Origin of the sequence: Pseudomonas sp. PDM01 (assembly GCF_014852325.1) — a bacterium.
Classification (GTDB): domain Bacteria; phylum Pseudomonadota; class Gammaproteobacteria; order Pseudomonadales; family Pseudomonadaceae; genus Aquipseudomonas; species Aquipseudomonas migulae.
In genome coordinates, this window is record NZ_JACVBK010000001.1 from 627,080 (window position 1) to 649,381 (window position 22,302).

At 59.2% G+C, this 22,302-nt stretch carries 16 protein-coding genes; 9 read left to right on the forward strand and 7 right to left on the reverse strand.

What is annotated here, in order from left to right; translation table 11 throughout:
* Nucleotides 1-32: 32 nt before the first annotated feature.
* A complete protein-coding gene (locus IB246_RS02955; protein ID WP_008044271.1) occupies nt 33-1,334 on the reverse strand; it encodes a glycosyltransferase in 1,302 nt (433 codons plus the stop codon).
* A 91-nt stretch (nt 1,335-1,425) separates the two neighbouring features.
* Entirely contained in the window at nt 1,426-1,791 is a 366-nt protein-coding gene (locus tag IB246_RS02960; protein ID WP_008044272.1) for a response regulator, read from the reverse strand.
* 262 nt (nt 1,792-2,053) lie between these two features.
* Here IB246_RS02960 and IB246_RS02965 point away from each other — a divergent pair, with 262 nt between their 5' ends.
* The 5 genes from IB246_RS02965 to IB246_RS02985 all read left to right on the forward strand — a co-directional run bounded on the left by IB246_RS02965 (nt 2,054) and on the right by IB246_RS02985 (nt 8,598).
* Nucleotides 2,054-5,545: a response regulator gene (locus tag IB246_RS02965; RefSeq protein ID WP_008044274.1), complete on the forward strand. Its 3,492-nt coding sequence runs from the start codon at nt 2,054-2,056 to the stop codon at nt 5,543-5,545.
* Nucleotides 5,545-6,378 (forward strand): CheR family methyltransferase, encoded by an 834-nt coding sequence (locus IB246_RS02970; RefSeq protein WP_008044275.1) that lies wholly within the window; start codon nt 5,545-5,547, stop codon nt 6,376-6,378. The genes IB246_RS02965 and IB246_RS02970 overlap by 1 nt, the downstream gene beginning before the upstream one ends.
* Nucleotides 6,375-6,968, forward strand: coding sequence for a chemotaxis protein CheB (locus IB246_RS02975; protein ID WP_008026546.1), 594 nt, complete (start codon nt 6,375-6,377; stop codon nt 6,966-6,968). The genes IB246_RS02970 and IB246_RS02975 overlap by 4 nt, the downstream gene beginning before the upstream one ends.
* Nucleotides 6,962-8,143: a hybrid sensor histidine kinase/response regulator gene (locus tag IB246_RS02980; protein ID WP_008044277.1), complete on the forward strand. Its 1,182-nt coding sequence runs from the start codon at nt 6,962-6,964 to the stop codon at nt 8,141-8,143. The genes IB246_RS02975 and IB246_RS02980 overlap by 7 nt, the downstream gene beginning before the upstream one ends.
* A gap of 77 nt (nt 8,144-8,220) precedes the next feature.
* On the forward strand, nt 8,221-8,598 hold the full coding sequence (locus IB246_RS02985) for a response regulator (RefSeq protein WP_008026542.1): 378 nt from the start codon (nt 8,221-8,223) through the stop codon (nt 8,596-8,598).
* A gap of 181 nt (nt 8,599-8,779) precedes the next feature.
* On the opposite strand, the gene IB246_RS02990 is transcribed toward IB246_RS02985, so the two are convergent.
* Nucleotides 8,780-9,835 carry a tetratricopeptide repeat protein gene (locus tag IB246_RS02990; RefSeq protein WP_008044278.1) on the reverse strand — a complete coding sequence of 352 codons (1,056 nt, stop codon included), beginning with the start codon at nt 9,833-9,835 and terminating at the stop codon, nt 8,780-8,782.
* A gap of 179 nt (nt 9,836-10,014) precedes the next feature.
* On the opposite strand from IB246_RS02990, the gene IB246_RS02995 reads away from it, so the two are divergent.
* From IB246_RS02995 to IB246_RS03005, 3 genes are read left to right on the forward strand one after another with little or no spacing between them, the layout of a single operon-like run.
* Complete coding sequence (locus IB246_RS02995) at nt 10,015-12,162, forward strand: FUSC family protein (RefSeq protein WP_008044280.1); 2,148 nt, start codon at nt 10,015-10,017, stop codon at nt 12,160-12,162.
* On the forward strand, nt 12,152-12,352 hold the full coding sequence (locus IB246_RS03000; protein ID WP_008026537.1) for a DUF1656 domain-containing protein: 201 nt from the start codon (nt 12,152-12,154) through the stop codon (nt 12,350-12,352). Before IB246_RS02995 ends, IB246_RS03000 begins: the two co-directional genes overlap by 11 nt.
* A 4-nt stretch (nt 12,353-12,356) precedes the next feature.
* Nucleotides 12,357-13,322 carry an HlyD family secretion protein gene (locus IB246_RS03005; RefSeq protein ID WP_008044282.1) on the forward strand — a complete coding sequence of 322 codons (966 nt, stop codon included), beginning with the start codon at nt 12,357-12,359 and terminating at the stop codon, nt 13,320-13,322.
* Nucleotides 13,323-13,553: 231 nt separating this feature from the next.
* On the opposite strand, the gene IB246_RS03010 is transcribed toward IB246_RS03005, so the two are convergent.
* The 4 genes from IB246_RS03010 to IB246_RS03025 form a co-directional block, all read right to left on the reverse strand.
* A complete protein-coding gene (locus IB246_RS03010) occupies nt 13,554-14,975 on the reverse strand; it encodes an efflux transporter outer membrane subunit (protein WP_008044284.1) in 1,422 nt (473 codons plus the stop codon).
* Nucleotides 14,972-18,151, reverse strand: a complete 3,180-nt coding sequence (locus tag IB246_RS03015) for an efflux RND transporter permease subunit (protein ID WP_008044286.1) — start codon at nt 18,149-18,151, stop codon at nt 14,972-14,974. The genes IB246_RS03010 and IB246_RS03015 overlap by 4 nt, the downstream gene beginning before the upstream one ends.
* Before the next feature lie 15 nt (nt 18,152-18,166).
* A complete protein-coding gene (gene mexE, locus IB246_RS03020; RefSeq protein ID WP_192229992.1) occupies nt 18,167-19,420 on the reverse strand; it encodes a multidrug efflux RND transporter periplasmic adaptor subunit MexE in 1,254 nt (417 codons plus the stop codon).
* Between the two features lie 311 nt (nt 19,421-19,731).
* Nucleotides 19,732-20,649: a LysR family transcriptional regulator gene (locus IB246_RS03025; protein WP_008026287.1), complete on the reverse strand. Its 918-nt coding sequence runs from the start codon at nt 20,647-20,649 to the stop codon at nt 19,732-19,734.
* Between the two features lie 269 nt (nt 20,650-20,918).
* Between IB246_RS03025 and IB246_RS03030 the strand changes: the two genes are divergently transcribed.
* On the forward strand, nt 20,919-21,941 hold the full coding sequence (locus IB246_RS03030) for a zinc-dependent alcohol dehydrogenase family protein (RefSeq protein WP_008044290.1): 1,023 nt from the start codon (nt 20,919-20,921) through the stop codon (nt 21,939-21,941).
* The last annotated feature ends 361 nt before the right edge of the window (nt 21,942-22,302 follow it).

A 22,302-nucleotide genomic window follows, 5' to 3' on the forward strand; every position in this document is an offset into this window, starting at 1 on the left:
AGGTTAATCGTCAGAGGAGACGATTCTAACGATCAAGTGTCATCTTTAGTTCTGTTTTTCGCTTCAATCCATTGCGCCATGTATTGAGTGCTTTTATGTTGGTGGTGGCGCAACATGCTGCCGGTAAAGTTGTCCCGTCTTAGTGTCCGCAAGTGCTGTTGGCAATACTCTAGTTTTGCAATCAACGCCGGGCCGTGGGTGTGCAGCTGGTAACGTTCGGCCAGCAGTTCCAGGCCAACAGCCTGGGCGTTCGACCATTGGGCCTGGTCTTTATAGAGTTGCACCGCGCTATCGGCAAACTCGCGTGCCGTGCGGGTCACGGCGCCCGGCCAGGGGCCTTGGCCATACATCGCTTCGGCACCGATCGGCGTGGTGACATTCGGTGTACCGCAAATCATCGCATCGACGATTTTGCCCTTGATGCCCGCACCGAAGCGCAATGGCGCCAGGCACACGCGAGCGGCCGACATCACTTGCAACGCGTCTTCTGCCCAGTTCATTACATGGAAACCTTGCGCCGCATTGTGCAGCGCGGTCGCCTTGGGTGGCGTGTAGGCTCCGTAGATGAGCAAACGAGCGGTGGGCAATTGCTCGCGAATCAGTGGCCAAATGGTGGTTTTCATCCAGAGCACCGCATCCCAGTTGGGCGCGTGACGGAAGTTGCCAATACTGAGGAAGTCCGCGCGCTCCTCAAAACCCGCCAGCGGCGCGCTCGGTGGATCGACCATCAACGGGCACCAGTGCAGCAGGCTGCGTGGCACCTTGAACTGCTCGACCAGCAACTCGATTTCCGTTTCGGAAATCATCAGGTTCAAGTCGCAGCGATACAACGCAGCGATTTCCCGTTTCGCCAGGTCGGTGTCGGCCATCAGTTCGAACTCTTCACGCAAGGCCGGTGCGAAAAGCCCGCTGAAGTCATTGTCGTCGTCGCTGGCCTTCAACCGGTCCTTGAGCCGTTGATGCCGGGCATGGCGCAGGCTTTGCAAATCCTGCGTTCCGAGCACGCGCAAGGCATCAGGGCAGTGCTTCTCGACACGCCAGCCGAACTGTTCTTCCATCATGAATTGCTCGAACAGCACGATGTCCGGCGCCAGTTCGCGGACAAACACATCGAAACTGCTGTTGTTCAGTTCGATCGGCACTTCACGAATGCCCAGCGCCGTCAGGTCTTCCTGATGTTCGCCAGCACCGGCGGGGCTGCTGAAGGTCACGTCCCAGCCTTGTTGCAGAAACGTCCCGAGCAGTTGCATCACATACCCACCCGCCGCGGAAGAGCGTGGCTCGGGCCAGACGTAGCCGATAACCAGGACTTTGGTGGCGCGGGGCAGACTCATGCAGGGAGATTCCTTGAAACGGGCAGGGGAATAAAAGCGGGGCGCAATTAAACCACAGCCGAGGACGATTCCTCAGCCCGCTCAACGAAGGCTAGGTAATAGCGAGAATGCCTTTGACCTTGTCGCGCAATTGATCAATGGAAAACGGTTTGCCGATCACATGCATTCCTGCGGGCACCTCAATATTTTCTGCGTAGCCGCTGGCAAACAGGACGGGCAGTTCCGGGCGAACCATGCGCGCCTGCGTGGCCAGTTCGCGGCCATCCATGACCGGCAAACCGACGTCGGTCATCATCAGATCGATGTATTGATCTTCATCATTGAGAAATTCCAGCGCCTGCTCGCATCCGTTCGCCTCCAGAACCTTGAATTCCAGCTCCTCCAGCACATCGACGATCAGCATGCGCACGATGTCGTCGTCTTCAACGACCAGGATGATGGATGTTTCAGCGGACATAATGGGGGTTCTCAACAGTTGAATTCGCAGTGACCGGCCGATCAAAAACGCCGGGCTCTAGCATGAGTAAGTAACGGACCCCGACAAGTTCCCGACCCCACTGGAAAAAGAATAGCCGTACCAGGGCGGACAAGGATAACCGCTCCTTTGCGCTGGGGCAGTTGAATGTAGGATTTAGCGCACAATCACGTCAGAAAATTGGATCAATGCGGCAGATTTGAGGCAGACTCCCTGGATTCCAACAGTTCGACAAGGCCCTCCCATGACCACTGCGTCTTCGGTTGACGAGCAACGATTTCGTAAACTCCTGAGCCGCAACGTCAGCCTGCCGTTGGGTGTCGGTGTGCTCAGTGCGGTGTTCTTTGTCTCGCTGATCACCTATCTGCTGTCGGTGATCCAGTGGGTCCAGCACACCGACCGGGTGATCAATAACGCCAATGAAGCGGTCAAGCTGACCGTCGATCTGGAGACCGGCATGCGCGGTTTCCTGCTCAGTGGCGACGAGAGATTTCTTGAACCCTACGAAACCGCCAAGCCGAGAGTCGCGGTAGCGGTCAAGACCTTGCTCGAACTGACGGCGGACAACCCGGTGCAAACCGATCGCCTGCAACGACTCCAGGCCCTGCAGGATGAATGGGCGACTTACGCGCAGAACATGATCGACTTGCAGCATGCGGGCGGTGACTACCGCAGCGCCATCAAGGCCGGGCGCGGCAAACGCCTGACTGATGAGATCCGCAAGCAATTCGAAGACGTGATCGACATGGAGCAGCAGTTACGCGCCACGCGTAACGAAGAAGTGCGCCGCAGCACGATCTGGAGCATCAGCCTTTATCTGCTGTTCATTGTCGGCATCAGCGGGTTGCTCGCCTACATTGGCAGGCGGGATCTGCTCAACCTTTCGCAAAGCTACAGCGCCAACCTGGCTGCGCAACAGGCCAGTGCCCATCGTCTGGAACAGCAAGCCTGGTTGCGCAATGGCCAGACCGAGCTGGCCGAGCAAGTGCTGGGGCAACTGTCGCTCAATCTGTTGGGGCGCAACATTCTGCAGTTTTGCGCGCAATACCTCGGCACGGCGGTGGCGGCTATTTATGTACGTGAGGAGCATGGCGGCCTCAAGCGCATTGCCTCTTACGGTTTTTCCCGTGAGCAGGAAGCCCTTGAACAACAGATTTACAGCGACGAAGGGATTGTCGGGCAAGTGGCGCAACAGGCGAAGCTGATACGCCTCGACAACGTGCCAAGCAACTATTTCAAGGTCAGTTCCGGCCTCGGTGAAGGTTTGCCGCACAGTGTGCTGGTGGTGCCGACCAGTGATGACGATCGGGTCAACGGGGTCATCGAACTCGGCTTCCTGCGCCCGTTGAACGACCGCGACATCGAACTGCTCGAACTGATTGCCGGCAACATCGGCACTTCCATCGAGGCCGCGCGCTATCGTCAACGCTTGCAGGAAGTGCTGGCCGAAACCCAGCAACTCAACGAAGAACTGCAAGTTCAGCAAGAAGAACTCAAGACCGCCAACGAAGAGCTTGAAGAGCAATCAAGGGTTCTCAAGGAATCCCAGGCGCATCTGGAAACCCAGCAGGTCGAGCTGGAGCAGACCAACGAACAACTTGCCGAACAGGCCCTGACTCTGGCCGAGCAACGCGATGCCATGGACCTGAAGAACACCGAACTCAATCAGGCCCAGGCCCAACTCGAAGAGCGCGCCGAAGAGTTGCAGCGCTCTAGCAAGTACAAGTCCGAATTCCTCGCCAATATGTCCCACGAATTGCGCACGCCGCTGAACAGTTCGTTGATCCTGGCCAAGTTGCTGGCGGAAAACCCGCAGGAAAACCTCAGCGCCGAACAGGTCAAATTCGCCGAGTCGATCTATTCAGCCGGTAACGATTTGCTGAACTTGATCAACGACATTCTCGACATCTCCAAGGTCGAGGCCGGCAAGCTGGATATGCGTCCGGAAAACACCAGCGTCGCCCGCCTGGTGGACGGTTTGCGCGGGATGTTCCAGCCATTGGCGACGGACAAACAGCTGGATTTCCAGGTCGATGTGCAGCCCGGCGCACCGATGATGATTTTCACCGACCGCCAGCGTCTGGAGCAGGTGGTGAAAAATCTGTTGTCCAACGCGGTGAAGTTCACCGAGAAAGGCACGGTCAGCCTGACCGTCGCCAGCCAGCCCGGCGACGGCATTGCCTTTATCGTCCGCGATTCCGGGATCGGTATCGCACAAGAGCAGCAGGAAAGCATTTTCGAAGCGTTCCGCCAGGCCGACGGCACCACCAATCGCCGTTACGGCGGCACCGGGCTGGGCCTGTCGATTTCCCGTGATCTGGCGGCATTGCTCGGCGGTTCCATCAGCGTCACCAGCGAACCGGGGCAGGGCAGTGTGTTCACCCTGGTCTTGCCGCAGCAATACGTTGAACCGGGCGAGACGCCGGTCGAGCCGATGCAGGCCTCACCGGTTGCGCTGACGCCGAGAGCACCGGCACCTGCCCTGGTGCCGCTGATCGCCGAAGTCGATATCCCGCGTTTCGACGACGATCGAGGCAAGGCTCCTTTCACCACTCGCTGCATTCTGGTGGTGGAAGATGAGTCAAACTTCGCGCACATCCTCTACGATCTGGCCCACGAACTGGGTTATCAGTGCCTGGTGGCCCACGGCGCCGACGAAGGTTATGACCTGGCGAAGGAATACATTCCCGACGCCATCCTGCTGGACATGCGCCTGCCGGACCACTCTGGCCTGACCGTGTTGCAGCGCCTGAAGGAACACGCGGAAACCCGACACATCCCGGTGCACGTCATCTCGGTCGAAGACCGGGTCGAAGCCGCGATGCACATGGGCGCCATTGGTTACGCGGTCAAGCCGACCACCCGTGAAGAACTCAAGGACGTGTTTGCCCGCCTCGAAGCCAAGCTGACCCAGAAGGTCAAACGCGTGCTGTTGGTGGAAGACGATGACTTGCAGCGCGACAGCATTGCCCGGTTGATCGGCGACGATGACATCGAGATTACTGCTGTCGGCCTCGCGCAGGATGCGCTGGACCTGCTGCGCACCACCGTTTTCGACTGCATGATCATCGACCTGAAACTGCCCGACATGTTGGGCAATGATCTGCTCAAGCGCATGTCCACCGAGGACATCTGTTCGTTCCCGCCGGTGATCGTCTACACCGGGCGCAACCTCACTCGCGATGAAGAGACCGAACTGCGCAAGTATTCGCGCTCGATCATCATCAAGGGTGCACGCTCGCCGGAGCGTCTGCTGGATGAGGTCACACTCTTTTTGCACAAAGTCGAATCGCGGTTGTCCCATGAACGGCAAACGATGCTCAAGACCGCGCGCAGCCGCGACAAGGTCTTCGAGGGTCGCAAAGTGCTGTTGGTGGACGACGATGTGCGCAACATCTTCGCCCTTACCAGTGCGCTGGAGCAAAAGGGCGCAATCGTGGTCATCGGCCGGAACGGTCGTGAGGCGATTGAAAGACTGAATGAAGTGGAGGACATCGATCTGGTGTTGATGGACGTGATGATGCCGGAGATGGACGGTTTCGAGGCGACGAGCCTGATCCGTCAGGACCCGCGCTGGCGCAAGCTGCCGATCATTGCGGTGACGGCCAAGGCCATGAAGGACGATCAGGAGCGTTGCCTGCAGGCCGGCTCCAACGATTACCTGGCCAAGCCCATCGACCTGGATCGCCTGTTCTCGCTGATTCGCGTGTGGTTACCGAAGATGGAACGCATTTAGTGGAACGCAATTATTCAGTGGAGCGAAGTAGCGAAATCGAATTGCGGTTGTTGATCGAGGCGATCTACCTCAAATACAGCTACGACTTTCGTGATTATTCCGGCGCGTCGATCAAACGCCGCGTCCAGCATGCGTTGAGCCAGTTCGAGTGCGCGACCATTTCGGCGCTGCAGGAAAAGGTGCTGCACGATCCAACCGCGTTCATGCAGTTGCTGCAATTGCTGACGATCCCGGTCAGCGAGATGTTCCGCGACCCTTCGCACTTCCTCGCCATTCGCCAGGAAGTGGTGCCGCTGCTCAAGACCTACCCCTCGATCAAGATCTGGATCGCCGGTTGCAGCACCGGAGAAGAGGTGTACTCGATGGCGATTCTGCTGCGCGAGGAAGGTTTGCTCGATCGCACCATCATCTATGCCACCGACATCAATCCGCGCTCGCTGGACAAGGCCAAGCAGGGGATTTTCTCCATGGAGAATGTCCGGGCCTACACTCATAACTACCAGCAGGCAGGTGGCCAGCGTTCATTCGCCGACTACTACACGGCGGCGTATGGCTACGCGATTTTTGACAAGAGTTTGTGTGAGAACGTGACCTTCGCCGACCACAGCCTGGCGACCGACAGTGTCTTTTCAGAAACTCAATTAATTTCGTGCCGTAATGTTTTGATTTATTTCAATAAAAAACTTCAGGACAGGGCGTTCGGGTTGTTCCACGAATCCCTTTGTCATCGCGGTTTTCTGGTGCTGGGCAGCAAGGAAACCCCGGATTTTTCGGCCTTCGGCAACCAGTTCGAGCCGTTGGTCAAACAAGAACGGATCTACCGTAAATCATGAACAGTGCAGCGAAATTGCCTTCTGTGGAGGCTATCGTGATCGGGGCTTCGGCCGGTGGCGTGGAGGCGTTGCTGAGCATCCTCAGCCCTCTGCGCGAAGGCTTCGTGCTGCCGATCATCGTGGTGCTGCACCTGCCGGACGAGCGTCGCAGCCATCTCGCCGACGTGTTTTCCCGAAGAGTCGCCATGCGCGTTGTCGAGGCGCATGACAAGACGCTGATTGAAGCGGGCACGCTGTATTTCGCCACGCCGGGCTATCACTTGTCGGTGGAGCAGGACCGCAGCTTTTCCCTGAGCCTGGAAGACCGCGTGCATTATTCGCGGCCCGCCATCGACTTTCTGTTCTCGTCGGCGGCGGATGCCTACGGTCCCGCCCTGGCCGCCGTGCTGTTGACCGGCGCCAACCGCGATGGCGCCAGCGGCCTGGCCGAGGTCAAACAGCGTGGCGGTCTGACCATCGTCCAGGATCCGAAAGAAGCCCAAGTCGCGACCATGCCCCTGGCGGCGCTGGATGTTCACCAGCCAGACCATGTTCTCCCTATCAACGACATCGGCCGTCTGCTTGTCGAGCTGGAACGAATAGCATGCTAAGTAACATCCAAGCCAAACTGCTGATTGTCGACGATCTGCCGGAGAACCTGTTGGCGCTCGAAGCGCTGATCAAACGCGAAGACCGCATCGTCTACAAAGCCTTGTCCGCCGACGAAGCCTTGTCGCTGTTGCTGCAACACGAATTCGCCATGGCCATTCTCGACGTGCAGATGCCTGGCATGAATGGCTTCGAACTGGCCGAGTTGATGCGCGGCACGGAAAAAACCAAGAACATCCCGATTGTGTTCGTCAGCGCCGCCGGCCGTGAGCTGAACTATGCGTTCAAGGGCTACGAAAGCGGCGCCGTGGACTTCCTGCACAAGCCGCTGGATATCCACGCGGTCAAGAGCAAGGTCAACGTGTTCGTCGATCTGTTCCGCCAGAGCAAGGCCATGAAGCAACAGGTCGAAGCGCTGGAGCAGAGCCGCCGCGAGCAGGAAGCGCTGCTTAAACAGTTGCAGAGCACCCAGCTGGAACTGGAGCAGGCGGTGCGCATGCGCGATGACTTCATGTCCATCGTCGCCCACGAAGTGCGTACGCCGCTCAACGGTCTGATCCTCGAAACCCAGCTGCGCAAGATGCACCTGGCGCGCGACAACGCCGCAGCGTTCACCCTGGAAAAGATGCACGCGATGGTCGACCGCGACGAGCGGCAGATCAAAAGCCTGATTCGCCTGATCGAAGACATGCTCGATGTGTCGCGCATTCGCACTGGCAAGCTGTCGATCCGACCGACACGCTTCGATCTGTCGGCACTGGTGCGCAACTTGTTACAAAATTTCGCCCCGCAGATCGATGCCGCCGAATCCTCGGTCACCCTGGACGCCGAGTATCCGGTGGAGGGCAATTGGGACGAATTTCGTATAGAACAGGTGATTTCCAACCTGCTGACCAACGCCTTGCGATACGGCGCGAAGAGCCCGATCACCGTGAAGGTGTACAGTGAGAGCGGTCAGGCGCGGGTGGACGTACGCGATCAGGGGATCGGCATTGGTGAAGAAAACCAGAAGCGTATTTTCCAGCAGTTCGAACGGGTTTCGGCCAAACACGCCGTCGCCGGGCTGGGCCTGGGGTTGTTTATTTCAGAACAGATTGTGACCGCCCATGGCGGTACCATTACCGTCGAGAGCCGGATTGGCGAAGGCGCCCTGTTTCGCGTTTGTCTGCCGCTGTAGGAAAACAGCCATTTAAACGCAACCTCTGATCGACCTCACGGTCGTATCAGCAGCTATTGACCGAACAAAGGCTACCCATGAGTGAAGATGCACAAGATGTCGTACTGATCGTCGAAGATGACCCCTCGATCCTGATGGTGCTGTCGGCCTACCTGTCGGGTGAGGGTTACCGGGTTTTGCAGGCCGAAAACGGCGAGCAGGCCTTCGAGATTCTGGCGAGCAAGCCGCATCTGGACATGATGATCACCGACTTCCGACTGCCGGGCGGGATCTCCGGCGTGCAGATCGCCGAACCCGCCGTGAAACTGCGACCGGAGCTCAAGGTGATTTTCATCAGCGGCTACCCGCAGGAAATCCGCGAGACCGACAGTCCGATTACGCGCACGGCGCCGATTCTGGGTAAGCCGTTTGATCTGGATGTGTTGCAGGAAATAATGCAGGACATGCTGTCCTGAGCATGGCTCGACAGGTTGCCCCAGACCTGTAGGAGCCGGCTTGCTGGCGATGGCGTAAGTTCTGACACTGCGCGTTATCGTTCTTCGCGGGCGAGCCTCGCTCCTACAATGCTGCGTCGTGTTGCCCCGATCCTGTAGGAGCCAGCTTGCTGGCGATGGCGACCGCAAGATCAGCGATGATTCAAAGCCCTTGCTGCAGGGCGGGATCGTCCGGATTGAGCTGTTCGAGTTGCGCCAACAGAATTTGCACGTTTTGCAGTTGCCCGCTTTCTTTCCAGTAGTTGATCAACAACACCCGTGCCTTGCGGTCGGCCGGATGACGCTGGACGATTTCCTGCAACTGTTTCTGCGCCGCCTCCAGCTCTTGTTCGCCGTGTAGCGTGGTGGCGAGGTCGTAGCGGTAATCCTTGTTGTCCGGTTCCAGCTCCACGGCTTTGGACAGGCCGAGCAGGGCGAACTCACTCTGTCCGTGATGCAGCAACCAGAGCCCCAAGGCATGTTGCAGGTAGGCGGACTCGGGTTGAGCCTTCAATTGTTTGGCCAATAGCAATCGGGCGGCTTCGCCTTGGCCCTGTTTGTCCAGCACCTCGATCTGCATCACCAGTGCCGGCAGATTGTCAGGCGCAAGACGCAAAGTGTTCTCGAGCGCCTGTTGCGCCGCCTTGAATTCGCCGTTGTGCAGGTGCAGCCGGGCCAGTTGGTACTGGTTGTCCGCGCTGTCGGGCGCACTCGTGAGCACTTGCTCCCACGCGTCGATCGCCTGTTGCAACGGCCCAAAGTACAAACCAAGGTCGTCCGGCGACAGCCCCAGCAATGCGTTCACGGCGGTAAACCGCACGCTTTGTTCGCTGTCATCGAGCAACGGGCCCAACAGCAGGCTGCGTTGCCCGCTGGGAACTAAACCGCTGATGCTTTTGATCGCAGCGATGCGCACCTCGGCGGCCGGGTGTTGCAGGTCTGCGTCTGCCAGTTTCAGGGCGAGCGGGCTGGGATAATTGGGCAGTTCGGCATGCAGCCAGACGCGGCGTTTGGGCGAAATGTCAGGGCGCCCCAATTGCTGGTACAAAACCCGCGCTGCGCCCGGTTGCCCGGCCCGCGCCTGGGCCAGGGCTTCGCTGAAACCGCGCTTGATCGCCTCCGGCACCACGGGCGTTGTGCTGCGCAGCAACAGCCACGCAAGGCCGATGGCAAACAGGACACAGAGGCTGATGATCAGGTAACGGCGGGACTGGGGCATGCAGGAATCCGGTAGCAGGCAAGCTTTTGCAAGGTTGCCAGCTTCGGTCAGGCCGGGCTGTGAGTCAAACCCTGAGGCCATTGCGCGGCGAATAGTCAGTATTTTTCCTACAAGTGCTGTCGACACTGAAACCCTGTCGAGCCGCCGAAGCAGTGACTACGCTTGCTGGAGATGACCCGATGAGCGTTCCCATGCAACCGCTGCTTCAATACTTCAAGGCAATACTCAACCCTGGCCCAGGGGTGGTGTTGTTCGCCTTGAGAACCATCGCGGCCGGGCTGTTGACGCTGTACCTGGCGTTCCTGTTCGACCTCGACCAACCCAAGTGGTCGATCATGGCGGTGGTCATCGTCAGTCAGCCATTGGGCGGAATGGCCCTGGCCCGCAGTTTCGGTCAGGTCATCGGCACCACACTCGGGGCCGTCGTCGCGGTGGTGATCATGGCCATTTTTCCCCAGGCGCCGTTGCCTTTCATCGTGACCCTGGCCTTGTGGCTGGCGTTGTGTACCGCCGGCGGCACCTTGTTGCGCTACACCAGTTCCCAGGCATTTGTCTTGAGCGGCTACACGGCGGTGGTCGTGGCACTGTTGGCAGTACCTGATCAGGACGGCACGTTCCTGTTGGCCGTGACCCGCGTCACCGAAACCTTGTTGGCGGTGGCCTGCGTGTGTGTGGTCAGCCTGCTCACCGCGCGCCCGGAAACCGTGGCCCGGGACTATTTCGCCAAAATCGATCAAGTCATCAAGCTGCTGGCAACCCATGCCGCTGCGGTCATTCGTACCGAAGAAAGCGAGGCTGACTTTCACCGTCGGCAGATGCAACTGTTGGGGGAAATCAGCGCCCTCGAAGGCGTACGCCGGCATTTGTATTTCGACGCGCCACGGTTACGCAGCGCCAATGGTCTCGTGCAGCTACTGGGTAATCAGCTCGTATTACTGACCTCGCGCCTGACGGCGCTGCGTCACCAGCGAGAACTGCTGACCGAGCGTTGGCAAGGGGCATTACCCGAGGAAATCCAGCGTTTGCGCGCCGAAGAGCTGGCCTTCCTCGATCAACTGGCCCTGCAAGGGCGCTCGCTGTCGAGCGAGGCGCGGCACCATTTCGCGGCGCTGCAACAGCGTTTCGATGATCAAGCCTACAAGGCTGAACAACTCACCGAGACGATGCCTGCCACGTTGCGTTCCCTGGCCTGGGCACTGCGTTGGGAGCAGGCCCGGATGCTGGAGCAACTGGGACAGATGTTGGAACTGAGTGACGCAATCCAGGAAGAGCGGGCGGCCAGTAGCGTATTCCGCGGCCAGGAAAATCCGTTGCATCTGGACTATACGCTGGCGGCAATGAACGCAATCCGCGCCTTTACTGCATTGGTGGTGGCCGGGTTCATCTGGATCGAGACCGGTTGGGACGGGGCTCGGGGCGGGATGATTGTGGTGGGGATTCTCTGTTCGCTGATGGCGACTTTCCCTCGGCCATTACTGGCCAGCCAGAGCTTTGCCAGGGGGCTTGGGCTCGCGTTGGTGGTGTCGGCGCTCTACTTGTTCTTGCTGATTCCGATGATCAATGGCTTCGAGCTGCTGGCCTTGCTGCTCGCTCCGTTGCTGTATGCCGTCGCGGTGGGGCTGTCGAGCCCGCCAACCACGGGCACCGGCATCGGCCTCGGATTGACGACGATGCTGTTGCTGGGCCCGCAAAACGTCGGCGTCGGGCAAAACACCGCGATTCAGTGGTTCGAGTTTGCCGGCGCCTACATCAGTGCCACCGCACTTGCACTCAGTGTCTATGCCTTGATCTTCCCGTTCCGACCCGTTTTGCGGATGCGTCGGCTGTTCAATGAGAACTGCCAGCAGGTCTACGCTTTGCTGAAGACCCCGGCCACCGACGAGCAACAATTTGCGTTTGAAAGCCGCATGGTCGACCGCTTGACCATGATGTTGGGGTTGTTGCCGGCGATCAGTGACAAGCATTCCAGAGACCTGTTTGAAGTCAGCCTCGGGTGCATGGCACTGGGCGTGGCGTTGAATCAGCTCAGGCAACAGGCGCGAGACAACACGTTGCTCAGTACCGATCAATTGAACCGTTTGCTGGCGGCGGTCCGCGAGACAGGGCGATTGATTGCCGGGCGCGCCGGGATCGACCTTGAACGGTTGCTGGAGAACCTGCATGTCCTGGGTGATGAAATGGACGACTTGCATCTGGACGTTCATGAACACCTGTGGTCGGTCTTCAGGATGCGCGTGGCGCTGCTGATTGTGGTGTCGTTTCTGGAGCGATATCGCGCCTGGTTTCAACCCGCCGAACAGGAAGGAGACCCCATCCTTGCCCATTGACCTGGAAGTAGGCGGCGTCTATTTGCCGCCGATCGCGCAGGCGCTGTTGCTGGCCTTGCCGATTTTCCTGCTACTGGACTGGACCTTGCGCCGCCTCGGTGTATTGCGGTTCGTATGGCACGAAGCCTTGTTTGAAGGTGCGTTGTACGCCTGCGTTTGCGCGACGCTGATTCTGGTGATGGGAGCCTGATGCCTTGAAGAAGATCCTTGCCCGGCTCACAACGGTGGCGGTGGTGCTGCTGGCCTTTGTGCTCGGCTGGTTCGCCTGGGAGCATTACACCCGCGCACCCTGGACTCGCGATGCACGGGTGCGAGCTGATGTGGTGACCTTGTCCGCCGATGTCTCGGGGCGCATTGTCGCGCTGAGGGTTCAGGACAATCAGCATGTCGACAAGGGCCAGTTACTGCTGGAGATCGACCCGGCTCGCTATGTCCTCGCAGTGGAGCATGCCAAGCGTTCGGTGGAGGTTTCGAAGGCCACTCTCGGCCAATCCGAAGCAACGATTGTCGCCAGCGAAGCACTGCTGCGCCAGCGTCAGAGTGAAGAGCGCCGGCGGCGCACGCTCAAGCAACGCTTCGCGATTTCGGGCGAAGAATGGGAAAAGTCCAGCACAGAGGTGGCGGTAGCACAGGCTGAGTTGCTGCGTAACCAGGCCAACCTGGGGCTGGCGCAGGCCAATGTGCAATTGGCCGTCGCGGCCTTGACCCAGGCGGAACTGGATTTGCAGCGCACCCGGGTCGAAGCGCCCGTCAGCGGTTACGTCACCAACCTGCTGACCCGACAGGGCGACTATGCCGCGGCCGGGGGCGCATTGTTGGCGTTGGTGGACAGCGATTCGTTTTATGTCAGCGGTTATTTCGAAGAAACCAAGCTGCCGAGAATCGGGGAGGGCGATCGGGTCAGGATCGAATTGATGAGCGGCGAAACCTTCGGCGGCACGGTGCAAAGCATTGCCTTCGCCATCGCCGACCGCGAGAACCTGCCCGGCGGCCGCCTGCTGGCCAACATCAACCCCAGTTACACCTGGGTCAAACTGGCGCAACGGGTGCCGGTGCGGATAAAAATCGACGCCGACTATGCCGGCAAGGACAAACTGAGGGCGGGGACAACGGCTACCGTGACCGTGCAGGAAACCCGCACCTCCCAAAATCACCCCTGATCCCCCGTAGGAGCCGGCTTGCTGGCGATGGTCGTTAACGATAATGCGTACGGATTGTTTCACTGCGGCGCACTTGAGACCATCGCCAGCAAGCCGGCTCCTACAATGGACTGTGTTGAGGCTGAAAATGAAGTAATCCTTAAGACCCCCCAAAAAAAGCCCCGCGACCGAATGAGGCGCAGGGCTAAAAAATTGGTTGGTTGCGACCAGCCAAAAGAGCTCTATAACGTGTTACTTGCTGGCGATCGTCTCTGGTTGCCAACCGCCACCCAGGGCCTTGTAGATCGCGACGATGCCGCGATACAGATCGACTTCGGCCTGGGCCTGAGTGTCTTCCGCCGCCAAACGTTCGCGTTGGGCATCGAGCAGGACAAGGAAGTCCGCCGTGCCTTCGCGGTAGCGAATTTCAGCCAGGTCGGCTGCCGCGCGGCTTGATTCACTCTGACGAATCAGCGAAATCAGGCGTTGCTGGCGTTTGCCGTAATCACTGAAGGCGTTTTCCGATTCTTCCAGCGCCAGCAGCACTTGTTGCTCGTAGGTCGCCAAGGCGCCTTCGGCATCGGCATCGGCGCCGCGCAAACGAGCGCGCACGCTGCCCAGGTCGAATGCAGCCCAGGTAATGCTTGGGCCAAGTGCCCAGGCGTTGGCCGCCGAGGATCCGATCTGCGAACCACGTCCGGCGGTCCAGCCGAGGAAGCCGCTGAGGCTGACCCGCGGGAACAGATCCGCCTTGGCCACGCCAATACGCGCCGTGGCCGAAGCCAGTTTGCGCTCGGCGCTGAGAACGTCCGGACGACGTTGCAGCAGTTCGCCCGGATTACCGATCGGCAGTGCCTTGGCAATCGCCGGCAAGTCTTTCGGGCTCAGGTCGACGGTCAGTTTGTCCGGACGCTCACCTAGCAGAGTGGCGATACGGTTTTTCTGCCGAACCTGTTCGGCCTGCAATTGCGGCACGCTGGCTTCGACAGACGCCAGGCGTGCATCGGCGCGGACCACATCGAGCTGATCGCCGACGCCGGCATCGCGCAGGCTTTCGGTGATCTTGCGCGACTCCTGCTGGTTGTTCAGGTTGGCCAGGGCAATTTTTTCCCGCAGTTGCGCACCGCGCAGCTGACCGTAGGCGTCCACCAGTTCGGCAATCATGGTGACTTGCAGTTGGTACAGATCCGCTTCGGCCGCTTGCTGTTCGGCGTCGCTGGATTCCAGGTTGCGCTGGATGCGACCAAACAGGTCCAGTTCCCAGGCCATGTCCAGACCCAGGTCATAGCGTTCGCTATTGACCCGTTTGGTGGTCTCGCCCGGAATCTGGCCTTTGCCAAGATCACTGCTGACGCGGCTGGTGATGGTCGGCATGGCGTCATTGCTGACGTCATCGCGGATCGCCCGGGCCGCCTTCCAGCGAGCGAAGGCGACGCGCAAATCACGGTTGCCCTGCAGCGATTGCGTCACCAACTGGTTGAGGGTCGGGTCTTCAAACTGCTGCCACCAGATGCCTTCGAAACGCGAGCGGTCGAAGTTTTTCTGACCGGCAGCGCCATCGGTAGCGGTGGTGATGTTCGCCGGTTCGGTGGCCGGGGTCTTGTAGTCCGGGCCGACGGCACAGGCACTCAGGGCCAGTACCAGCAGGCTCGGCAGGAAGGCTTTCAGGCTCATTGTTGCGCCTCCAGTTTCAGGGCTTTGGCCGCTTTGCGCTGCTCGCCGCGTTCCACGAAATTACGGATCAACACGTAGAACACTGGCGTCAGCAACAGGCCGAAGAAAGTCACCCCGAGCATCCCGGAGAACACCGCCACACCCATGGCGTGACGCATCTCGGCACCGGCACCGCTGGAGAACACCAGTGGCACCACACCCATGATGAACGCGAAGGAGGTCATCAGGATCGGTCGCAGACGCAGGCGGCAGGCTTCAAGCACCGCAGCCAGCGGGTTCATGCCTTCTTCCTGTTTGTCCTTGGCGAACTCGACGATCAGAATCGCGTTCTTACAGGCAAGTCCCACCAGTACGATCAAGCCGATCTGGGTGAAGATGTTGTTGTCGCCTCCTGAAGCAATCACACCGGTGATGGCCGACAGCAGGGTCATCGGTACGATCAGGATCACCGCCAATGGCAGGCTCCAGCTTTCGTACTGCGCCGCGAGTACCAGGAACGCCAGCAATACGCAGAGCGGGAACACGAACAGTGCGGTGTTGCCGGACAGAATCTGCTGGTAGGTCAGGTCGGTCCATTCGTAGGTCATGCCGTTCGGAAGTTCTTCCTTGAGCAGTTTCTCGATGGCTTTTTCGGCCTGGCCGGAGCTGTAGCCTGGGGCTGCCGCACCGTTGATTTCAGCGGTGATAAAGCCGTTGTAGTGCATGACGCGGTCCGGGCCCGAGGTGTCGCTGACCTTGATGAAGGTCGCCAGCGGGATCATCTCGCCTTTGTTGTTACGCACTTTCAGCTGACCGATCTGGTCCGGTTCGAGGCGGAACTGCTGCTCGGCCTGGACGTTGACCTGATAGGTACGGCCGAAGCGGTTGAAGTCGTTGGCGTACAGCGAACCCAGGTAGATCTGCAGGGTGTCGAAGATGTCGCTGACGGCCACGCCGTGAGTCTTGGCTTTTTCCCGGTCGATGGCAGCATCGACTTGCGGCACGTTCACCGTGTAGCTGGTGAACAGGCCTGCCAGTTCCGGCACACCGTGGCTCTTGGTAATGATGTTCATGGTTTCTTTGTACAGCTCGTCATAGCCCAGGTTGCCCCGGTCTTCGATCTGCAGGCGGAAACCACCGATGGTGCCAAGGCCTTGAACCGGCGGTGGCGGGAAGATCGCCATGTAGGCTTCCTGAATCCCGGCGAACTGGCCGTTCAATGCACCGGCAATCGCACCAGCGGACATGCTTGGGTCTTTACGCTCGTCGAACGGCTTCAGGGTCACGAACACGATGCCGGCGTTAGGGCTGTTGGTGAAACCGTTGATGGACAGGCCCGGGAACGCTACCGCACTTTCCACGCCAGGCTGTTTCAGGGCCAGGTCGGACATGCGTTTGATCACGTCTTCGGTACGGTCCAGGCTGGAAGCGTCCGGCAGTTGCGCGAAAGCCACCAGGTATTGCTTGTCCTGGCCAGGTACGAAACCGGTCGGGGTGTGGGCGAAACCGAAGAAGGTCAGCACCATCAGGCCTGCGTACAACAGCAGGGCAATACCGCTGCTGCGGATAACCCGGGCTACGGTGCCGACATAGCCATGGCTGGCGCGTTCGAAGAACCGGTTGAACGGACGGAACAGCCAGCCGCCCAATAGTTTATCGAGCACTTTGGTAAAGCGATCTTTCGGCGCACTGTGGCTCTTGAGCAGCACGGCGGCCAGGGCAGGGGACAGTGTCAGCGAGTTGAACGCCGAGATCACGGTCGAGATGGCAATGGTCAGGGCAAACTGTTTGTAGAACTGGCCGGTGAGTCCGGAAATGAACGCCGCCGGGATAAATACCGCACACAGCACCAGCGCCGTCGCGATGATCGGCCCGGTCACCTCTCGCATGGCTTTCTTGGTGGCTTCTACGGGCGTTTCTCCCAGCTCGATGTGCCTTTCCACGTTCTCCACCACCACGATGGCGTCGTCCACCACGATACCGATGGCCAATACCAGGCCGAACAGTGACAAGGCGTTCAGCGAGAAGCCGAACAAGTGCATCACCGCAAACGTACCGATCAACGAAACCGGCACCGCCACCAACGGAATGATCGAGGCACGCCAGGTTTGCAGGAACAGGATCACGACCAGAACCACCAGGATCAGTGCTTCGAACAGGGTGTGAACCACCGCTTCGATGGAGCCGCGCACGAAGATCGTCGGGTCATAGACGATGCTGAAATCCATGCCTTCCGGGAAGCTCTTCTTCAGCTCCGCCATCTTGTCGCGCACTTCGTTGGAGATTTCGATCGCGTTGGAACCTGGGCGCTGGAAGATCGGGATCGCCACAGCCGGCTGGTTGTTCAGTAAGGAACGCAGGGCGTATTGGCTGGAACCCAGCTCGACGCGCGCGATGTCTTTCAGACGGGTGATTTCACCGTTGTCGCCGGAGCGAATGATGATGTTCTCGAACTCTTCTTCGGAAACCAGACGACCCTGAGTGTTGACCGACAGCTGGAACGCGGTGGCATTCGGCGCAGGCGGGGCACCCAATGCACCGGCAGCGACTTGACGGTTTTGTTCGCGGATCGCGGTTACCACATCGGTCGCGGTCAGATTGCGCGAAGCGGTCTTGTTCGGATCGAGCCATACCCGCAGCGAGTAGTCGCCCATACCAAACAGCTGCACGTCACCGACACCGCCCAGACGCGCCAGCTCATCCTTGATGTTGAGCAAGGCGTAGTTGGACAGGTAGAGCATGTCGTAGCGTTTGTCCGGCGAGGTCAAGTGCACGACCATCGTCAGGTCGGGCGACGCCTTGTCCACGGTGATACCGATGCGCGTCACTTCTTCTGGAAGCTTCGGTTCGGTCCGGGTCACGCGGTTCTGCACCTGCACCTGTGCGTTGTCCAGGTCGGTGCCCAGCGCGAAGGTGATGGTCAGGGTGATCTTGCCGTCAGCGGTGGACTGCGAGGACATGTACAACATGTTCTCGACGCCGGTGATGGCTTGCTCCAGAGGAGCAGCCACGGTTTCACCGATGACTTTTGGGTTGGCACCCGGGAAGTTGGCACGGACCACAACGGTCGGTGGCACGACTTCCGGGTATTCGCTGATCGGCAACTGGAACAGCGAGATGGCACCGGCGATAAGGATCAGCAGCGACAGCACCGCTGCAAAGATCGGCCGTGAAATGAAGAATTGGGAAAAATTCATCGGAGTCGTTATCCCTTAACCGCGTGGGGTTGCAGCAGCCAGTTTCACAACCGAACCCGGCGCGACCTTGGCAGGTGCGACTTGGGGCAGGTTGATGGCTTCCAGCGCTTGTCGTTGTTGTGCGAGTGCCGCGAGGGTTTGTTCGCTGGCCATCGGGATCACTTCAGGGGTGACTGGCGAACCGGGACGTACCCGTTGCAGGCCCTTGACGATGATCGTGTCGTCCTTGTTCAGGCCGTTGCGCACGATGCGCAGCCCTTCGATTTTCGGACCCAGCTCGACCGCGCGGTAGGCGGTTTTGTTATCCGCATCCATCACCAGCACGAACTTTTTACCGAGGTCGGTACCGACCGCTTCATCGTTGATCAACACGGCGGAATAGGTGCCGCTGCCGACCAGTTTCAGACGCGCATAAAGGCCCGGGGTGTAAGCGCCGTCGCTGTTGTCGAACACGGCGCGGCCACGAATGGTGCCGGTTTTCGGGTTGACCTGGTTGTCGACGAAGTTCATCACGCCTTGGTGCGGGTTGCCGTCTTCGTTGGACAGTCCGAGGTAAACCGGAGTGGTTGCACCACGTTTGCCCTGGCGAGCGAGTTGGGTGTATTTGAGGAACACACGCTCGTCAGCGTCGAAGTAGGCGTAGACCTTGTCGGTCGACACGACGCTGGTCAGCGCGGTGGTATCGGCGGTCACCAGGTTGCCGGCGGTGATTTCGGCACGGCTGACACGGCCGCTGATCGGTGCGGTGACGCGGGTGAAGCTCAGGTTCAGTTTCGCCAGGTCCAGTTGTGCCTGGAGGGCACCGACCGCAGCGCGGGCTTCTTGTGCGGCACTCGTGCGCGAATCGGCCAGCTCGGCGGAAATCGCGTTGCTGGTACGCAGACGCTCACCGCGCTGGGCTTCGTTTTCGCTGCGGGTCGCATTGGCGCGCGACTGAGCGACCAGCGCTTCGAGACGGCGGACCTCGGCCTGGAAGAGGCGCGGGTCGATCTGGAACAGCAAGTCGCCTTTCTTGACCAGCGCGCCTTCGGTGAAGGCAACGTCATCGATCTGACCGGAGACCCGTGGACGAATCTCTACCGTTTCCGGCGCTTCAAGGCGCCCGGTGAATTCGTCCCACTCATTGACCGGTTGTTCCAGCACCTTGGCGACGCTGACTTTCGCCGCAGGCATGGTCGCGGCAGACTCCGGAGCCTTGCCGCAAGCGCTCATCACCACTACGGCCAGCAGGGCCAACGGGAAGCGCAAATGTTTGAGTGACTGTTCCATGGATGCATCCGCCAATGTATTGAGATGGGCGGATGATGCTCGGCGGGTTGGTGTCGCACGAATCGAATGAAGCGAAGGTAACTATCATTCGGAATGATATAAGCGCCGGGCGAGCCCTCTAGCATGCACCTCGGGTTGGAACGCGATCAATGTGTTTGACGGCAATTCTGTGTTGCGGGGAATGCAAGGAATCGGCGTGAGACCGAGTCGCTCCCTTCGCGGGCAAGCCTCGCTCCTACAGGAATACGCAACTGCCTGTAGGAGCGAGGCTTGCCCGCGAAGAGGCCATCGGCGCCAATAGAAGATCAGGATCAGGCCAGACTATCCGGATCCCCAAAGAACATCTGAATCCGCGACCTTAACCAGCGCTCACCCGGATCATTGTCCTGCGACCCACGCCAGGCCATGTGCAATTCAAAGCTGCGCACCGGCAACGGCGGGTCTTCTGCCCGCACGCCGCCCGCTGCCGTCAACGCGTCAGCCGTGTAATCCGGCACCGTCGCGACGATATCCGTCCCGCTGAGGAGCGTGCTGAGTCCATTGAATTGCGGCACCGCGAGTACCACGTGACGTTTGCGCCCGAGTTTTTCCAGTTCTTCATCTATAAAGCCGCTCAAGTCACCGGCGAACGACACCAGCGCATGGGGGCGGGCGCAGAAATCATCCAGGCTCAACGGGCCCGGCACTGTATCGGCACGCAACAGTTTGGGCATGCTGCGGCGCAGCACTTTACGCTTGGCGTTGGCCGGCAGGTCGGCGGTGTAGCTGACGCCGATTGAAATCTCGCCCGAGGCCAGCAGGCTTGGCATCAGGATGTAGTTGGCCCGCCGCACCACCAGCACAATCCCGGGCGATTCGGCGCGCAGGCGCTTGAGCAGCATCGGCAACAAAGCGAACTCGACATCGTCCGACAGGCCGATGCGGAACACCGCCGTACTGGTCGCCGGGTCGAACTCTGCTGCGCGGCTGACAGCCGTGGAAATCGAATCCAGGGCCGGGGAGAGCAGGGCGAAGATCTCCACCGCCCGCGCGGACGGTTCCATGCTGCGCCCGGTTCGCACGAACAATGGATCATCGAACAGCCCGCGCAGGCGCGAGAGCGCCGCACTGATCGCCGGCTGACCGAGGAACAATTTCTCCGCAGCGCGGGTCACACTGCGTTCGTGCATCAGTGTTTCGAAAACGATCAACAGGTTCAGGTCGACACGACGCAGGTCATTACGATTCATCTGGAGTCCTGGCAGAGTCATCAAGCTTGACGGGAGCAGCCATATGAGAACAATGGCCGGCATGAATATTACGGGGAAAGGCTGCTACTCTGCACCGAGTAATTCAGTTTTCCTACAAAGGCTGCTTCGGTTTCTTACGACATTTGAAGATGTCGCCGGCGCTGCGGAATCAATGACAGGCATGTCGACTATTAATAGCCACTGATAGTCTTGGGTAGAAAGCCCAGATAGAGTTCAGGGCATTAGAGGTTTCTTTGACGAGGTTTGCGATGTCCCGCACGATCCGTTTTCACAAGTTTGGTCCAGCCGAGGTGCTCAAATGCGAAGAGCATGCGGCCGCTCTCCCTGCACCGGGCGAAGTGCAGGTGCGCGTCGAGGCGATTGGCATCAGCTGGTACGACATACTCTGGCGCCAGAACCTGGCGTCCTCCCATGCTCGCTTGCCTTCAGGCCTTGGCCATGAAATGTCCGGTGTCGTGACGGCGGTTGGCGATGGCGTCGATGACCTGGCAGTTGGCGACAAGGTCGCCAGTTTCCCGGCTGAAAGTCCGAACGACTATCCCGTCTATGGCGAGCAAATCGTTCTGCCGCGCTCGGCACTGACCCGTTATCCGGACGTGCTGAGCCCGATTGAAGCGGCGGTGCATTACACGCCGCTGTTGATTGCTTACTTTGGTTATGCCGATCTGGCACGGGTCAAGCCTGGGCAATTTGCCCTGGTGACTGACGCGAGCCACTGCGCCGGGCCTTCATTCGTCCAATTGGGTAAAGCCTTGGGTGTACGGGTGATTGCCGCCACGAAAACGGCCGAAGAGCGTGAATACCTGCTGTCGCTGGGTGCCGAGAAAGTCATCGTCACCGAGGAAGAAGATCTGCTTATGCGGATCAACAAGATCACCGATAACCGCGGTGTCGATGTGGTGTTCGATGGCCTGGGCGGCCCGCAGATGTCGCTGCTCGGCGATGTGCTCGCGCCTCGCGGCAGCCTGGTGCTGTATGGCCTGCAAGGGGGTAACCAGACGCCATTCCCGGCCTGCGCAGCGTTCCAGAAGAACATTCAGTTCTTTGTACACTGCATCGGCAATTTCACCGGCAAGCCGGAGTTGGGCATCATTCAGGACCAGGTTGCACTGCAACGGGCCTTGCGCGACATCAACCAGATGACCGCCGATCGCGTGCTGCTGCCGCTCAAGACTCGGGTCTTCCCGTTTTCCGAGTTTGTCGAAGCACATCGCTACATGGACGAATGCCCATGCCGCGAGCGGGTCGCCCTTCAGGTCGAACCTGCGTAACAGCCCCTGAAAAAGTCCGTGCCTGCACGGACTTTTTTATTGCCCCTCGCAAAACATTGAGACGTCTCATCGATCTGTCGATGGGGCAGTTCAGCAACTGAACTGGTTTTTGCTCTCGATCTGTATCTTCTAATCAGCATCTAAGCCTTGATAATTGAATGATTACTTTCATCTCAAGGAATGAGTCATGTCTGGGTGTCAGGCTGATACTTTTCAACGCACATTGTTAATAGATATCCGACCAACAGTAATTCTTTGCGCCGCTTTCAAAAAGACATGTGCGGCTTCTATCTTTATTTCTTGTGCTACCTATCTGTGGGACGTTGTCGGACATTTCCTAGGATGTTCTGTTAAGTCGCCA

Bases quoted from the DNA above. Each gene is read 5' to 3' on its own strand.
- IB246_RS02955 (WP_008044271.1), bottom strand. From the start codon at position 1,334: ATGAGTCTGCCCCGCGCCACCAAAGTCCTGGTTATCGGCTACGTCTGG.
- IB246_RS02960 (WP_008044272.1), bottom strand. From the start codon at position 1,791: ATGTCCGCTGAAACATCCATCATCCTGGTCGTTGAAGACGACGACATC.
- IB246_RS02965 (WP_008044274.1), top strand. From the start codon at position 2,054: ATGACCACTGCGTCTTCGGTTGACGAGCAACGATTTCGTAAACTCCTG.
- IB246_RS02975 (WP_008026546.1), top strand. From the start codon at position 6,375: ATGAACAGTGCAGCGAAATTGCCTTCTGTGGAGGCTATCGTGATCGGG.
- IB246_RS02980 (WP_008044277.1), top strand. From the start codon at position 6,962: ATGCTAAGTAACATCCAAGCCAAACTGCTGATTGTCGACGATCTGCCG.
- IB246_RS02985 (WP_008026542.1), top strand. From the start codon at position 8,221: ATGAGTGAAGATGCACAAGATGTCGTACTGATCGTCGAAGATGACCCC.
- IB246_RS02990 (WP_008044278.1), bottom strand. From the start codon at position 9,835: ATGCCCCAGTCCCGCCGTTACCTGATCATCAGCCTCTGTGTCCTGTTT.
- IB246_RS02995 (WP_008044280.1), top strand. From the start codon at position 10,015: ATGAGCGTTCCCATGCAACCGCTGCTTCAATACTTCAAGGCAATACTC.
- IB246_RS03010 (WP_008044284.1), bottom strand. From the start codon at position 14,975: ATGAGCCTGAAAGCCTTCCTGCCGAGCCTGCTGGTACTGGCCCTGAGT.
- IB246_RS03015 (WP_008044286.1), bottom strand. From the start codon at position 18,151: ATGAATTTTTCCCAATTCTTCATTTCACGGCCGATCTTTGCAGCGGTG.
- mexE (WP_192229992.1), bottom strand. From the start codon at position 19,420: ATGGAACAGTCACTCAAACATTTGCGCTTCCCGTTGGCCCTGCTGGCC.
- IB246_RS03025 (WP_008026287.1), bottom strand. From the start codon at position 20,649: ATGAATCGTAATGACCTGCGTCGTGTCGACCTGAACCTGTTGATCGTT.
- IB246_RS03030 (WP_008044290.1), top strand. From the start codon at position 20,919: ATGTCCCGCACGATCCGTTTTCACAAGTTTGGTCCAGCCGAGGTGCTC.